This is a genomic window from Rhizobium grahamii, assembly GCF_009498215.1.
In the GTDB taxonomy this organism is placed as follows: domain Bacteria; phylum Pseudomonadota; class Alphaproteobacteria; order Rhizobiales; family Rhizobiaceae; genus Rhizobium; species Rhizobium grahamii_A.
Window position 1 is genome coordinate 3,595,510 of record NZ_CP043498.1, and the last position, 14,302, is coordinate 3,609,811.

The 14,302-nt window shown below is 56.3% G+C and carries 11 protein-coding genes and 1 pseudogene; 3 read left to right on the forward strand and 9 right to left on the reverse strand.

Annotated elements, in window-relative coordinates:
* The 9 genes from pseH to FZ934_RS17345 all read right to left on the reverse strand — a co-directional run bounded on the left by pseH (position 1) and on the right by FZ934_RS17345 (position 10,961).
* Entirely contained in the window at positions 1–513 is a 513-nt protein-coding gene (gene pseH / locus FZ934_RS17305; RefSeq protein ID WP_203437309.1) for a UDP-4-amino-4,6-dideoxy-N-acetyl-beta-L-altrosamine N-acetyltransferase, read from the reverse strand.
* Positions 510–1,541 carry a UDP-2,4-diacetamido-2,4,6-trideoxy-beta-L-altropyranose hydrolase gene (gene pseG, locus FZ934_RS17310; RefSeq protein WP_153272076.1) on the reverse strand — a complete coding sequence of 344 codons (1,032 nt, stop codon included), beginning with the start codon at positions 1,539–1,541 and terminating at the stop codon, positions 510–512. Before pseG ends, pseH begins: the two co-directional genes overlap by 4 nt.
* 11 nt (positions 1,542–1,552) lie before the next feature.
* Positions 1,553–2,782, reverse strand: coding sequence for a phytanoyl-CoA dioxygenase family protein (locus tag FZ934_RS17315; RefSeq protein ID WP_194273729.1), 1,230 nt, complete (start codon positions 2,780–2,782; stop codon positions 1,553–1,555).
* A gap of 129 nt (positions 2,783–2,911) precedes the next feature.
* Positions 2,912–4,054 carry an acyltransferase family protein gene (locus FZ934_RS17320; RefSeq protein WP_153272078.1) on the reverse strand — a complete coding sequence of 381 codons (1,143 nt, stop codon included), beginning with the start codon at positions 4,052–4,054 and terminating at the stop codon, positions 2,912–2,914.
* 12 nt (positions 4,055–4,066) lie between these two features.
* Complete coding sequence (locus FZ934_RS17325) at positions 4,067–6,094, reverse strand: aminotransferase class III-fold pyridoxal phosphate-dependent enzyme (protein WP_153272079.1); 2,028 nt, start codon at positions 6,092–6,094, stop codon at positions 4,067–4,069.
* Positions 6,091–6,969: an aldo/keto reductase gene (locus tag FZ934_RS17330; RefSeq protein WP_153272080.1), complete on the reverse strand. Its 879-nt coding sequence runs from the start codon at positions 6,967–6,969 to the stop codon at positions 6,091–6,093. The genes FZ934_RS17325 and FZ934_RS17330 overlap by 4 nt, the downstream gene beginning before the upstream one ends.
* An 18-nt stretch (positions 6,970–6,987) precedes the next feature.
* Positions 6,988–8,172 carry a UDP-4-amino-4,6-dideoxy-N-acetyl-beta-L-altrosamine transaminase gene (gene pseC, locus FZ934_RS17335; RefSeq protein WP_153272081.1) on the reverse strand — a complete coding sequence of 395 codons (1,185 nt, stop codon included), beginning with the start codon at positions 8,170–8,172 and terminating at the stop codon, positions 6,988–6,990.
* Positions 8,172–9,170: a UDP-N-acetylglucosamine 4,6-dehydratase (inverting) gene (pseB, locus tag FZ934_RS17340; protein ID WP_153272082.1), complete on the reverse strand. Its 999-nt coding sequence runs from the start codon at positions 9,168–9,170 to the stop codon at positions 8,172–8,174. Before pseB ends, pseC begins: the two co-directional genes overlap by 1 nt.
* A gap of 27 nt (positions 9,171–9,197) precedes the next feature.
* Positions 9,198–10,961 carry an ABC transporter ATP-binding protein gene (locus FZ934_RS17345; protein ID WP_153272083.1) on the reverse strand — a complete coding sequence of 588 codons (1,764 nt, stop codon included), beginning with the start codon at positions 10,959–10,961 and terminating at the stop codon, positions 9,198–9,200.
* A 409-nt stretch (positions 10,962–11,370) separates the two neighbouring features.
* On the opposite strand from FZ934_RS17345, the gene gmd reads away from it, so the two are divergent.
* The 3 genes and pseudogenes from gmd to FZ934_RS17360 all read left to right on the forward strand — a co-directional run.
* Complete coding sequence (gene gmd / locus FZ934_RS17350) at positions 11,371–12,429, forward strand: GDP-mannose 4,6-dehydratase (RefSeq protein WP_153272483.1); 1,059 nt, start codon at positions 11,371–11,373, stop codon at positions 12,427–12,429.
* Positions 12,430–13,371 carry a GDP-L-fucose synthase gene (gene fcl, locus FZ934_RS17355; protein ID WP_153272084.1) on the forward strand — a complete coding sequence of 314 codons (942 nt, stop codon included), beginning with the start codon at positions 12,430–12,432 and terminating at the stop codon, positions 13,369–13,371.
* Between the two features lie 136 nt (positions 13,372–13,507).
* Positions 13,508–13,873 (forward strand): annotated as a pseudogene (locus FZ934_RS17360) (integrase core domain-containing protein); the annotation flags it as partial.
* Positions 13,874–14,302: the final 429 nt, after the last annotated feature.

Sequence of the window (14,302 nt, forward strand, 5' to 3'; positions counted from 1 at the left end):
TCACTTTCCTTCGCGCGCGGACCATTCCTGCGCCAGCAATCCATAACAAACAAGATCGCGCCACACGCCATTCATCTGCTTCTGCTCACGCAGAATGCCTTCGCGGCGGAAGCCCAGGGTCTCATGCATCTTTCGCGACGCCGTGTTGAAATCCAGCACCTGTCCGCAGATCTTGTGCAGGCGGAGCGTCGTAAAACCGTATTCCAACGCCTTGCTGCCCATGGCCCGCCCGGTGCCTCTAGGCGCGTCTGGAGCGGCGTAGAAGCCCCAATCGGCTATTTCGTCGGAAAGGTCAATCTTGAAATTCATATGGCCGAGCGGCTCGCCGCCGACTTCGAAGACGAGAAGCGCGCGGGCCGAATTCCTCGAGGCCGAGGCGAACCATACCCGATGATCGTCGAGACTGATTTCCTGCTGCGTCAGCATGAAACTCCGCACCGGTGGTGCGTTACGCCATTTGAGCACGAGCTCGAGATCGTCTTCCGTCATCGGCCTGAGACGTGGTTCGGTCATGCAGCCTCCAGAAGCGTCGCTGCCACCTTTTGCGCACCCAGCGCGTCCGTGACCGCCGCACTTGCCCGGCTCGCCGCCACGAGTACGGACGGCTCCATGAGGGCAACCAGTTCTGCACAGAGGGTTTCAGCAATCGGACGATCTTCCGGCAGGAGACGTGCTGCGCCGGCCTTCGCAAGAGCCATCGCACCGGGACGCTGATTGTCGGCAAGAATGAGAAGGAGGACCGGCAGGCCAAGCGTCGCGCGCTCCCAGGCCGCGCCCCCGGCTGCGCCGATTGCCAGATCGCTGGCGCTCATGAGCCGGGCCATGTCCCGCACCCCGACAAGAACCTCCGTCGGCCAGGGCATCGTCGCGGCAAGCTGGCCTACGCTGTCAATCCAGGGTGAATCACGGCCCATGACCACAGACAATCTGAGGCCCGCTGGAAGTGAACAGGATTGCAGCGCGGAAAGCACGGCACCAGTGACATTGTCGCCGTCGAACCCGCCCATCGAGATGAGAATATGCCTGACGACACCCGCCGTCCGGCGCTGCAGGCTAATGTTACGCAATTCCGCGAAATCCGGACGCAGCAGCGCATAGCTTGGACCAATCAAAAGCTGACAATGTCCTGGCGTAAGACCTCGGTAGTGCTCCGCGTTGCGCCCCAGATTTTGATCGAGCAGCAGATCGCAGTCATGAACGCGGTCCGCGAGGTCATCGATGACCATGATCTTCCTTGCCGCGCATCGCGCAGCCTGCTCGAAACGGACATCCAGACCGTAGTGATCGACAATCAACCATTCCGGCTCTGCCTCGGCAAGCAGCGCCAGACAGGCCTGATCATCACTCAAGGCAACAAGCCAATGGCCCTTTTCCCTGATCAGGGCGGCCAGCGCCGGCGGCATATCCCGGCTGAGAAAGGTAGCCGTGGCGCCTTCCTGTCGCAATGCATCGGCCAGCGTCAGGCAGCGCATGACGTGCCCTGCCCCGATTTTTGCCGATGCATCTGCGCGAATGAAGATCCGTATTCCGGCTTTTACCATTTCGGCTCTGTTTACAGCTTGGTCTTCACGTATCGCTTGGCCAGTCGCAGCATTTTGCGGAATGTGCTGGGCTCCGGCGCAGCGCCCGCGGCACTCATCTGCTGGTAGGCGCGGCGATCATCGCTGTTATAGTTTACCGTCATTCGCTTGCGAACGGGATCGGGATAGGGCAATGCCGCCAGTTGATCCGTCGTCAGCGCGGTAAACGGGGGTACAGCAGAGAGATAAAGCGACGAAGCATATTCCAACTGCATCATCAGACGATAACCGGCTTCGACCGGCACACCCTTGTGGACGCAGGACGTGTCGCCGAACGTAATCGTGCCCGCTGGGCCGACAAGCGACCTTATTCTCTCCGGCGCATAGTACTTGGTGATGTCCTCGTCAGGGATACGATCTGAGAACTTGAAACCGTGTGTGTGTGCCTCATCGATATGGCTTCCGACGATATAGGCATGCGGACCATTGTCCGGGCCAACATCGGAGAGATAGATGAACACCTTGATGAACTTGGTGAATTCCTTGTCCTGGTGATACATCTGCGCGTTGGTCGACAGGTTGTTCTTGTCTTTCAGCGTCGGGAAGCTGAACCACAGATTGGTCTGGACATGCACGGGCGCGCAGCCCAGATATTGCGAGACCATCGACAGGATGTAGGGATCGAACGCCAGCTTCTGGAAGAATCTGCTATGCGCCGCCGCATCCTGATCCTTGAGCCAGAAAGTATCACCGTTAATGCCGAGATAGCTCTCGATCGAGCCGTCGCGGATCTTGCCGAAGATTTCTCCGCCTGTCAGCTCGCGGGAGAAGATGCCACGATTGACAAAGGTCGCGTTGGCGATTTCGGCATTGACGGTCGCCAGCTGCTCCGGCGTAAAGCGATGAGAAGAGATGCGATAGCCGAGTTCCTGCAGTTCGGCCTGCTCCTCGACCTCAACCACCTGATCGCGCTTGAAAATATCGGACTCGCGAAAGGTCACAAGGCTGTCGTAAGGCACCTTGGATGCAAGAATCTCGGAAAAAAGAGCATTCAACCCAAGATCGAAGCCGTAGAAATCGGAAAAATTGGCGTCCCGAACCATGAAGGTCGGCTTGCCGCTCTCCTCGGCTTCCAGAACCTTGAGCAGCGTAGCCGCCTTTTCGGCGCTAAGTGCATCGATCTTCGCCTTAGCAGCGTCGCTGCTCAGGAACGAGGGATAGTGATTTTTCAGGAAGTCCTGCAAGGATTTTTCAACTGTCATTTTTGCTCGGCTGTTGTCAGAGGTTAAGATCGTCGTGCACATTTGCGTACGTTCTGGCCGAAATCATCGAAAAGCGAACATCGGGCATGACGCCGCGCCTATGAGTTTCGACCCTATCTTGGACATCGCTTATACAAGGCGCTCTCGCCACTTCCGAACATGCATATTGAACCAGAGTTTCTGCTCCTTGGGGTTTTCTACCCACATGCTTATTCTCCACGCAACAAGAATGCAAAGGCCCGCGGAGATCGCGAAAAGGACGCACATGAACGGGATATTGTCGAGAATATCGAAAACCCGATAGTAAATATATGAAATAAATATCAGAATCGGGAAATGGATGATGTAGAGCGTGTAAGAAAACTTGCCTGTTTCTTCGAATGGGAAAGGATGATCGGCCACACCCTTGTAGAGATAGGCTGCAAAGCCGAACGACAGGACGAGCTGCGTGAAAACCGACCTCCACTCAGCAAGCCGATCGAGATAGGTCACATCGACTGCGTAGGCAAAGAACATCCAGAAAACCGCTACGCCCATCAGGAGGACAGAAACAACCGCGATAAGCCGGTCATAGCGGTTTCTTCCAGGATTTCTCTCGTAAAGCCAGGACGCCGCAAAGCCGAACAGGAAAGACCCATAACCAAGAAGGAAGTTGGCATCGAGAGACGTTCTGTAGACTATGGCCACCAGCAGGATAACGAGAGCGAGTTTGCTGCGCTGAAAAGCGCATACGCACACGCAGGCCAGAAAATAGAGCTGCATTTCGATTTCGAGCGACCAGAGCGGCCCATTCACGCCACCGGTGAGATTGCCGAAAAAGCCGAAGGTCAGAATTGAGCCGGCGACATGATGCGGCCTGTATGAATAGATAAATGGCTCTATCCTGTAGGGTGACGGGACCCTGTCCATGTGAAAGCCGCGGACGACTATAAAAATGACCGAGGCAATCGCGACGCTGACCAACAGTGGCGGCAGAATTCGGAAGCTACGGTTCTCGTACCAGTCAAAAGGATTGAATCTCCCGAACCGGCCGATATTGGAACTGATGCTGTGATAGATCACCCAGCCCGAAAGAACATAAAACATATCGACCGCGATACGGGCGGAGAGGCCAAAAATGGCATGCTCCCAACCATAGTTTCCGAACTGCGGGCTGACGATCTTCTGCCAGGTGTGCGCAAAACAGACGACAATGGCGAGAACCCCACGGCAGGCGCTGAGGAAACTGCCGTTTACGTTTCTTTCACGCACCATGAGGACCGGTCCGGACATTTTTGAGACGCCTCAGTTCAGCCGCTTGAAGCCTGCGTGGCAGAGCGGGCCTTTCAGTAGCCCCATCACATCGCGGCCGTCTTCGCATTCGCGTATGGTCGCATAGATCGGATCCAGCGCTTCGAAATAGGCATCGATGACATCAGGCGTATGCGCGATCGAGGCGTAGAAATTGGTCGAGGCGAGGAAACCCTTGGTGAGCATTTCCTGCGCGATCAATGTCTTGTAGGCCAACGCATTGGGACTGTTGAACGAGTACGTCGTCAGCGACGGCAATCCGGCCGTCGAGATCGACAGCCCGTGTTTGTCGGCAAGCGCCTTCCATCGTTCCGTGACGCCGCCGCCGACCTCAGTGATACGCTCCCATGGCTTTTCACGTTCCATCACCTCGAGCGTCTTCACCGCAGCAGCCGAGCCGACCCGTTCGGTCCAGAAGGTGGAGGAAATGAAGGTCGATTGCGCCGCCTCCATGATGGATCGTCTGCCAATCGTCGCCGTTACCGCATAACCATTGCCAAGGGTCTTGCCGAAAACGGCCATGTCAGGCTCGACGCCGTATTTCTTGTAGAGCCCGCCGAAGGTCTCGCGGAAACCGGAGGTGCATTCGTCGAAGATCAGCACGATGCCATTCTTCGTCGCCAGTTCGCGCACCTTGTGCAGGAAGTTGTCTTCCGGACCCTTGTTGCGCACGACTTCCATCTTGATGACGCCGATGTTGCGTTCGGCAACCAGCGTCTCAAGGCCCTTGAAGTCATTGTAGTTGAAGGGATGGACAGTGCCACGCAGGTTGCGCGGCACGCCGTTCGGCTCCAGGCCTGGCAGCAGGTGGCCCGCAAGGCTCTCGTCCTCGCCGAGATTGGCCGACAGATACCAGTCGTGCCATCCGTGATAGCCGCAGACCGCGACATTGTCCCTGCCGGATGCCGCGCGGGCGATACGGATGGCGATTGCATTCGCCTCTCCTCCGGAGCGGGCAAAGCGCGCCATCTCGGCAAAGGGATGCAGTTCAATCAGTTTTTCCGCGAGGTAGACTTCTTCCGGCGCATTGAGCGTCGACATGTTGCCGTTCCGAACGACGTCCATCACGGCTTCGTCCACTTCCGAGTGGCCATAGCCAAGGATGTTCGTGCCGACGCCCATCAGGGTCATATCGATATATTCTTTACCGTCGAGGTCCCAGACCTTGTAGCCCTTGGACTTGGAGAAGTATGCCGGCCATTGCTCGGGCAGAAACATCTCCGCCCGCTTGGACAAGAGCATGTTGCCGCCGGGAATGATTTGCTTAGCCCGCGTCCACAGTTTCTGACCCTTGCCCATTGACGCCCCCTCATTGCGGATATGTGCCTGATTGGCTGTAAAGATCTCCGGCTTCTGCCGGCGGAGCGAAAGCACGTCGCTCCATGTGAAATCGGTCGTATCGCCAAATGCATCGAAGAGGCCGGAGATAACAGCGAAATCCTCTGCGGTATCGACTGTCCAGCGTTCTGCGGAGACATCCGTGTCATTCGCCACATTGACCGCCGAGAAGCGACCGGAGTTGCGAAGATACGGCGTCACATGCTCGTGGTCGAAAGGCTCCTGCGTTTCCTGCCAGGCGCGCTTCAAGGCCGCATAGGTGAAGACCTCTGTATCGAGACCGTCCGGATAGGTGGGTGGCGCGATGTTCGAACCATAATCGACGCCTGCTTTTTCGAAAGCATCCACCACCTGATCGACGAGTGCAGCATCGATCAACGGGCAATCGCCCGTGATCCGCAGGACGCGCGTGGCGTTAGCCAGCGTCGCGGCTTGATAGTAGCGATCCAGAACATCATTCTCGCTGCCGCGGAACACGGAATAGCCGAGGCTCCGCACATAGTCTGCCAGCGGATCGTTGCGTCGATCCTCGGACGTCGCGACAACGATTTCATCAATCGTTTTCGACTGCGCCAGCCGCGACAGCAGGATGCCGATCATCGGCGTGCCGCGGATCAATTTCATGACCTTGTTGGGCAGGCGGGTCGAGCCCATGCGGGCCTGGACGATGGCAACAGTCTTCATGCGATTTTCCACTGTGAGGGATCGATAAGCGCAAGCTCTTCGCTCCAGAGATCAGCCGGCACGTCGGCGTGGTTTCCGGAGAGCCCTGCCACGATCTGGCGCAACTGGACTGCCGTATCCGCACCGATGACAGCCTTTTCAATGCGGGCGTCCCCGCAGACGAAACAGAGCGCCTCTGCCAAAGGCTGTGTGTCTTGCGCGATGCACCAATCGCGCCAGCGGTCGAGCAAGGCGGCAAAGGGCGTGAAATAGGCTGGACGTTTGTCTGCGGGCATCAACAGCAGACCTTGCAGGAATGCGGAGCGGGTGTGAACCCGTACACCCGCATCCGCGAGCCGGTCAAGCCAGCCGGATGTGTCCAGCCGCCGGTCGAGCACGTTGTAGGGAGCCTGGATAAGTTCCGGTTTCCACCCCGCGCCATCGGACCAGATCGCCTGCAATTCGGCCGGTGCATAGATCGAAACGCCAACGGCGGCACACAGCCCCGCCGTCTTCAGATCGGCAAGGCCGGCCCTGTAGGCTTCCGCGTGCCGGCCGATGATTTCATGCGACCGGTGCAGCAGGACCGCATCCACCGAGGGGCGGCGCAGGCGCCCGAGCGAGGCGCGGATGTTCGCAGTAATCCAGGACCGAACGTCCGCCACATCGGCGGGAAACGGAGGGAGCTTGGTGACGATACGGAAGTCACCGGTGTTTGCTGCCCCGAGGTTGGCCTCCGCATCCCCGTAGGCGATCGCGGTATCCAGCGTATCGATGCCGTGCTCACGGGCGGTCGCAATGATCGCATCCAGCTCCGCCGTCGAGACCCGCTCTCCGGCGTTCGCCACGCCGTATTTCATGCCGAACTGCACCGTGCCGAGCGCCAGCTTGCTCATCGAGTCCGCCCTCCCGGCTCAGACACGGGCATCCTTTCCACCGGCAAAGATGTCTTCCAGAACGGCAACTACGTAGTCCTGGTCATCATCGGAAAGCGATGCAAACATCGGCAGCGAGATGCAGCGGTCGTAATAGGCTTCCGATGCAGGGAAGGAGACGCCAGTCATGCCGTTCTCCTGGTAGTATGGCTGCGTGTGAACCGGAATGTAGTGAACATTAACGCCTATCCCGGCATTGCGCATCGCGTCGAACACCTGCCGGCGTGTGAGCTTGGTCTTCATTTCGTCCACCTGCACGACATAGAGATGCAGCGCGGAAAGCGAGCCATTTTCGCGGACAGGCAGGATCAGGGGCAGATGCACGAGCTTCCTGTCATAGGCATTGGCGATCCGGTGGCGGCGAGCCACCCATTCGTCGAGCCGAGCTGCCTGCGAGGTGCCGAGCGCCGCCTGAATTTCAGTCATGCGATAGTTGAAGCCAATGTCCAACTGCTCATAGTACCACGGACCTTCGTCCGCCTTTGTCATACGGGCCGCGTCGCGGGTAATGCCATGCGAACGAAGATCCTGCATGCGTTTGGCCAGTTCTTCGGACTGCGTGGTCGCAAGCCCACCCTCCGCAGTGGTGATGATTTTCACCGGATGGAAGGAGAAGACAGTGATGTCCGAGTGCTGGCAGCTGCCGACCTTGCGATTGCCGTAGCTGGCGCCGATGGCGTGCGACGCATCCTCGATGACCCTGAAACCGTATTCCTGCGCCAGGGTGCCAATCCTGGCCATGTCGCACGGCATGCCGGCGAAATGCACGGGGATGACGATCTTTGGTAGCCGGCCCTCCGCCTTGGCAGCCTTCAGTTTCTCTTCGAGCGACTTTGGCGACATGTTTAGTGTCAGCGGATCGATATCGACGAAATCGACTGACGCACCGCAATAGATCGCGCAGTTGGCGCTGGCCACGAAGGTGTTCGGCACCGTCCAGGCGACATCACCCTCGCCAAGGCCCAGCGCGAGGCATGCGATGTGTAGCGCGCTAGTGGCGCTGTTGACTGCAACACCGTGCGCCGCGCCACAATAATCGGCGATAACGCGCTCGAATTTCGGCACTTCCGGGCCCTGCGTCAGGAAGTCCGATTTCAACACGGTGGCAACCGCCTGAAGGTCTTCCTCCGAGATCGTTTGTCGACCGTAGGGAATGAGAGCCATCAGATTTTTCCGATCTTGCTTTCGTTGGCAGCGATCCAGGCGCGCAGTTCTTCGCGGCTCATCCAGTCCTTGTTGTTGTCGCTGCAGTAGGTGAAGCCATCGGGAACCCTGACACCGTCCTTGATGCGGAAGGGATCCTTCGACCAATCGTGAATGGCCGGCAGGATCTTGTAGTGCTCATCGTACTCATAGGTGTAGAGCGCGTCTTCGGTGCCGATCATCTGCTCGTGCAGCTTTTCCCCGGGACGGATACCGACGATTTCGGTTTTCGCCTCCGGTGCCACCGAGGCGGCGATATCCATAATGTTCATGGACGGAATTTTCTTGACGTAGATTTCGCCGCCGGCCATGTCCTCAAAGGCATGCCAGACGAGCTCGACGCCCTGCTCAAGCGTGATCATGAAGCGCGTCATGCGGTCATCCGTCACCGGCAACGTGCCCTTATCGCGGATCGATTGGAAGAAGGGGATGACCGAGCCGCGCGAGCCCATGACGTTTCCATAGCGAACAACGGCAAAGCGCGTGTCATGGCTGCCGGAATAGGAATTGCCGGCCACGAACAGCTTGTCGGATGCCAGCTTAGTGGCACCGTAGAGATTGACGGGGCTCGATGCCTTGTCGGTGGAGAGTGCAACTACGCGTTTGACGCCACGATCGATACAGGCATCGATCAGGTTCATGGCGCCAATCACGTTGGTCTTAACGCATTCGAACGGATTGTATTCCGCCGTCGGCACGATCTTCGTTGCCGCGGCGTGGACTACGCAGTCGATATTGTCCAAGGCCCGGTAAAGCCGCTCACGATCGCGTACGTCGCCTATAAAAAAACGCACGCGCGGATCATCGCCAAATAGCTTGGCCATCTCCCACTGTTTCATCTCGTCGCGCGAGAAAATGACGAGACGCTTCGGATTATACTTTTCTAACGTCATCGGCACGAACTTGTTTCCGAAGGAGCCGGTGCCACCCGTGACCAGAATGGATTGGTTTTCAAACATGATGTTTCCGATTGCGTATCTATTCGTTCAGATTTTGTTTGAGGAGAGCATGTCGCGAGGTCTGCCTTGCGCCACAACTCTGCCGCCGGAGAGACGGTACAGATGATCACACTGCGCCACCGTACTCATGCGGTGTGCGACCAAGATGATCGTCTTTTCGCCGCGCAACGACTGGATCGCCTGCATGACATCCTCTTCCGTTTCGCCATCCAGCGCGCTGGTCGCTTCATCGAGCACCAACACCTCCGGATCATGATACAATGCTCGCGCAATTCCGATGCGCTGACGCTGCCCACCCGAAAGCCGAGCGCCTCGTTCACCCACTTCGGTTTCAACGCCCCGCGGTAGGTGATTGACAAAATCGTACAGTTGCGCGGCTTTCAACGCACGCTCGACTGCGACCTCATCTATTTCATCAGGAGGAATCCCGAAAGCTATATTTTGACGGAGTGGTTCATCCGTGAGGAATATGGCCTGCGGCACATAACCGATTTGTCTCTGCCATCCGCGCATGTCGTTTGAGATGTCTTGACCATCGAGCGTTACCTGTCCCGTTGTCGGCTTGAGGAGACCCAGTAGAATATCGATCGCCGTGCTCTTTCCCGAACCGCTCGCTCCGACGATACCAATTACCTGACCACGTGGGATGGTTAGACTTATACCAGTAAGCGCGTTCTCCTGGGCACCGTCGTAGCTGTAGTCAACACCACTGAATTGTATCATCTTCCAATGGGCACTGATCTTTTGACGCGTCGCTTCGACGGCTTTCGCCGAAACGGGCGCATCCGCGAGCTCCGCAGCCAATGTTGTGACTGCTGCGTCATGATAAGCAAGTGATTGAAGTGATGAAAGAATACGATTGGCCGAAGGGATGAGCCGGAAGGCGGCCGTGGCAAAGAGACCGAGCGTGGTGACGACGGCGGAAAGACTGCGGCCCTGTCCAATCATAGTGACCACCAGGCAAGCAAGCGCTGCAACGGCGAAAGCCTCAAGCGCCAATCGAGGCAGATTTTGAAGGATGCCCTGATATTTGGCCATGCGCGCGGCCGACCGACTGTGCGCATCGTAACGATCAACGAACACCTTAGCACGGCCGAGCAACAGCACCTCTTTGATGCCCCCCAGCCCTTGCTGGATGTGCTGGATTCGCATGCCTTCGTGCTTATGATAATGTCGCCCCCATGCCGAAAGCCGCTGCCGCGTTCGACTATGCAGCAACCCGCCAGCCACGCCGAGCAGTAAAGCGACGGCCAGAGTCCCCAGCGGTTCGACGATCAACAGCATGGCGAAAACCGCGCCGACGACCAGACTCTCCGTGGCCACGATTAGCGTATGCAAAATGGCGCCGGCAAAGAGATTGATCCCCGTCGTAGCGTTATGGATCAGTTGCGCCGAATTGCGTTGTAGATGGAAAGAATAAGGTTGGCTCAAGTAGGTCTTCATCAATTGCTGCGAGACCCGCAATTGCGCCGAAAATGTAAAGGAAGCCTGCACCCACGATAGAAATAACAGATAGATGGCTTTCACAACATAGAGCAGGACCATGAAACCCATGGCCCAAGCAACCAGTGCTTTCGGATCCATTTGTTGAACGACATCTGGAAGGTGGTTCAGCATAGTTGAATATTTGGCGCTTGAGCCACTCTGAGTCATCAGAGTCAACGCAGGAATAATCAGGCCAATCGAAAATGTTTCAAGCAGGACGGCGACAATTGTCAACAACAGCACGCCTACGGCGCGTCGCCGTTCGACAGTGTTAAGGAGTTGGTAGATATGTATCGCGATCTTCATGATATGGGGTCCAGCAAATGGGGGCTTTTAACGCCTTCCATCAGCTCAGTTCAAGTCTTGACCACCCGTACGCTCTCGAAAGACAGGCGCTTTCGGCGTCACTCAGGAAGTGAGGTCGCATACCGGAAGGTCCAAAAGTAGGGAACAAAGCGATTAATTGGTTTCTTAGCCCAACACACGCTTGATCGGCTTGGCACCGGGCCAGCAGGCTCGCTTTGCGACACAAAGAGAGTGACGTCCACGCGTGCGAGCAATCGCCACTAATTCCATCGCACTGCGCGCAAGTCAGCTGTTAACAGTCATTAAGCTCTCTTTGAGGCGGCGAGTTTTCAATTATGCGGGCTTGCATGGGGCCAACCGTTTCCATAAACAAATGCCAAAGATAATATCGAAAGACGACGTGACAGAGATGGCAAAAACCGCGCTCATAACCGGGGTGACAGGTCAGGATGGCGCCTACCTAGCTGAATTGCTGCTGAACAAGGGCTACACTGTCCACGGTATTAAACGACGATCGTCGTCGTTTAATACCGGCCGGATTGAGCACATCTACCAAGATCCGCACGAGACCCACCCACGCTTCATTCTACACTATGGCGATATGATCGACTCTACTAATTTGCTGAGGATCGTGCAGCAGGTTCAGCCTGATGAAATCTATAATCTTGCCGCACAAAGCCACGTTGGCGTTAGTTTCGAAACGCCCGAATACACCGCAGATGCTGACGGCATCGGCACGTTGAGATTGCTCGAAGCGATCCGTATTCTCGGCCGTGAGAAAAAGACACGCTTCTATCAAGCTTCGACATCGGAGCTTTACGGCCTTGTTCAGCAGGTTCCTCAAAATGAGAGCACACCGTTTTATCCTCGTTCGCCTTATGCTGTAGCCAAGCTCTATGCTTATTGGATAGTTGTGAATTACCGGGAGGCCTATGGTATGCATGCTTCCAACGGAATTCTGTTCAATCACGAAAGCCCTCTTCGCGGCGAAACGTTCGTTACCCGCAAGATAACGATGGCGGTCGCAGCCATCCACCTTGGCATCCAAGAGAAGGTCTTCTTGGGCAACCTCGACGCACAGCGGGATTGGGGGCATGCTCGCGAGTACGTCGAAGGCATGTGGCTAATGCTCCAGCAGGAGAAGCCGGATGATTACGTTTTGGCAACCGGCGAAACGACCAGCGTGCGTCAGTTCGTAGAATGGGCATTCTCTGATGTCGGCATCACGCTGGAGTGGAAAGGCAGCGCGGCCGATGAAAAGGGATATAATGCTGATACCGGCGCGTGCCTTGTGGAAATCGACCCTCGATATTTCCGGCCAACAGAAGTTGATCTGCTGCTTGGCGACCCTGCCAAAGCTCGGCAGAATTTGGGCTGGAGTCACAGGACTACTGTTCGCGATTTGGCTGCTGAAATGGTTCGCGAGGATATCAAGCACTGGAATGCCGTAAACAAGAAAGTGGTTTGAGTGTACTCTCTGTCACAGAAAAAGATCTGGGTCGCTGGCCATCGAGGAATGGTGGGGAGCGCGCTGGTGAGGCGGCTGCAATCAGAGGACTGCACCATCGTTACCGCGGCACGAGAGGAACTCGACTTGACGCGGCAAGATCAGGTCGAAGCGTTCGTTAGGGCTCACAAACCTGACGCACTCATTCTTGCGGCCGCAAAAGTAGGTGGTATTCTCGCAAACAATGCGCTTCCTGCTGATTTCCTTTACGAAAACTTGATCATCGAGGCAAACATCTTCCAAGCAGCGCACCGCTATGACGTCAACAAGATTTTGTTTTTGGGATCAAGTTGTATTTACCCGAAGTTCGCGCAGCAACCGATCCAAGAAGACTCCTTGTTGAGCGGCTCGCTTGAGCCAACTAACGAATGGTATGCGATCGCTAAGATCGCTGGCATTAAGTTGGCGGAAGCGTATCGTAGACAGCACGGACGCGACTATATTTCCGCGATGCCCACTAACCTTTATGGACCAGGCGATAATTTCGATCTTCAATCGAGTCATGTCTTACCCGCGTTGATCCGAAAAGCCCATCAAGCAAAGTTGGCACGATCCGACGAGGTTACAATTTGGGGTACAGGTACACCTCGACGCGAGTTTCTACACGTTGATGATTGCGCCGATGCATTGATCTTTTTGCTGAAAAACTACTCTGATGTTCAGCACGTCAATGTCGGCTCAGGTGAGGATATTGAAATAATTGAACTGATGCGCTTGGTCTGCCGCGTAACTGAGTTCCATGGAGCTATCACCCACGACTTATCCAAGCCTGATGGAACCCCGCGGAAGCTCATGAGCAACGCTACGCTGGCCAACATGGGATGGAAACCGCGCATCTCTTTAGAAGAGGGTATTCGATCGGTTTATGAATGGTACCTTGAGACCGAAAATTCTCGTCGCTAAATTGATGGCCGTCAATTTCTGAGCTGCACCAATTTTTAGATCGCCTGTTTCGAGCGTGTCACCGCAATGGTTTTCACTTCGTCGAAACGTGGTGCAAACTCCTGTAAGCAATGTCGCCGTCATCTCCACTAGCTGACGGCGGGAAGACGTGGTCCAAACGCTCGAACGGGTATGCCGTCAGGTCGGTTACCCTGCCACCATTCGTGTGGACAATGGCAGCGAGTTCATCTCCCGAGACCTTGATCTGTGGGCCTACCACAAGGGCGTCGTCCTCGATTTCTCGCGACCAGGCAAGCCGACCGACAACAGCTACATCGAGAGTTTCAATGGCAAATTCCGCGCCGAGTGCCTGAACGCTCACTGGTTCATGAGCCTTGACGACGCAAGGGCAAAGATGGAGGATTGGCGTAGAGACTATAACGAGTTCCGGCCACACAGCGCGATCGGCAACAAGGTGCCGATTTCGCTCATGAACGGCTCATCGGCACCCCCGCCGAACTGAGCCTAACCCCGGAAAATTCCAGCTCCCGCTGGCCCAAAATCGGGGAGCACTTCAAAAAAACCGCCGGAGCGAACTTAAAACTGGATAAAACTTGGGGGCAAGGTCAGATTCTTTTTGCCGGCGGCAGTGCCTCTAAAGACCTCACTGCCCTTACGCTCGGAGCTTGGCCTAGGGCCGGTGTCAACAACGTCGCCGATACATGAGGATGGGGTGGGTGGGAGTGCCAGTTCACGCACCGCTCCTCTGTCCCGCCAGGTGACTGACTGGCGCGCCCCCCCGCCTTAAAGTTCCATAACCCAACAGGTTTGACAAGCAGTCGCGTTGGTCCGTTAGCTTGCGTTGACCTAGTATAGAAAATAAGGCGCAGGGGGCTTGGTTCGAATCTGGGCACATTCGCGCGATCAGGATATGCACGTATTCGCGCCGAGG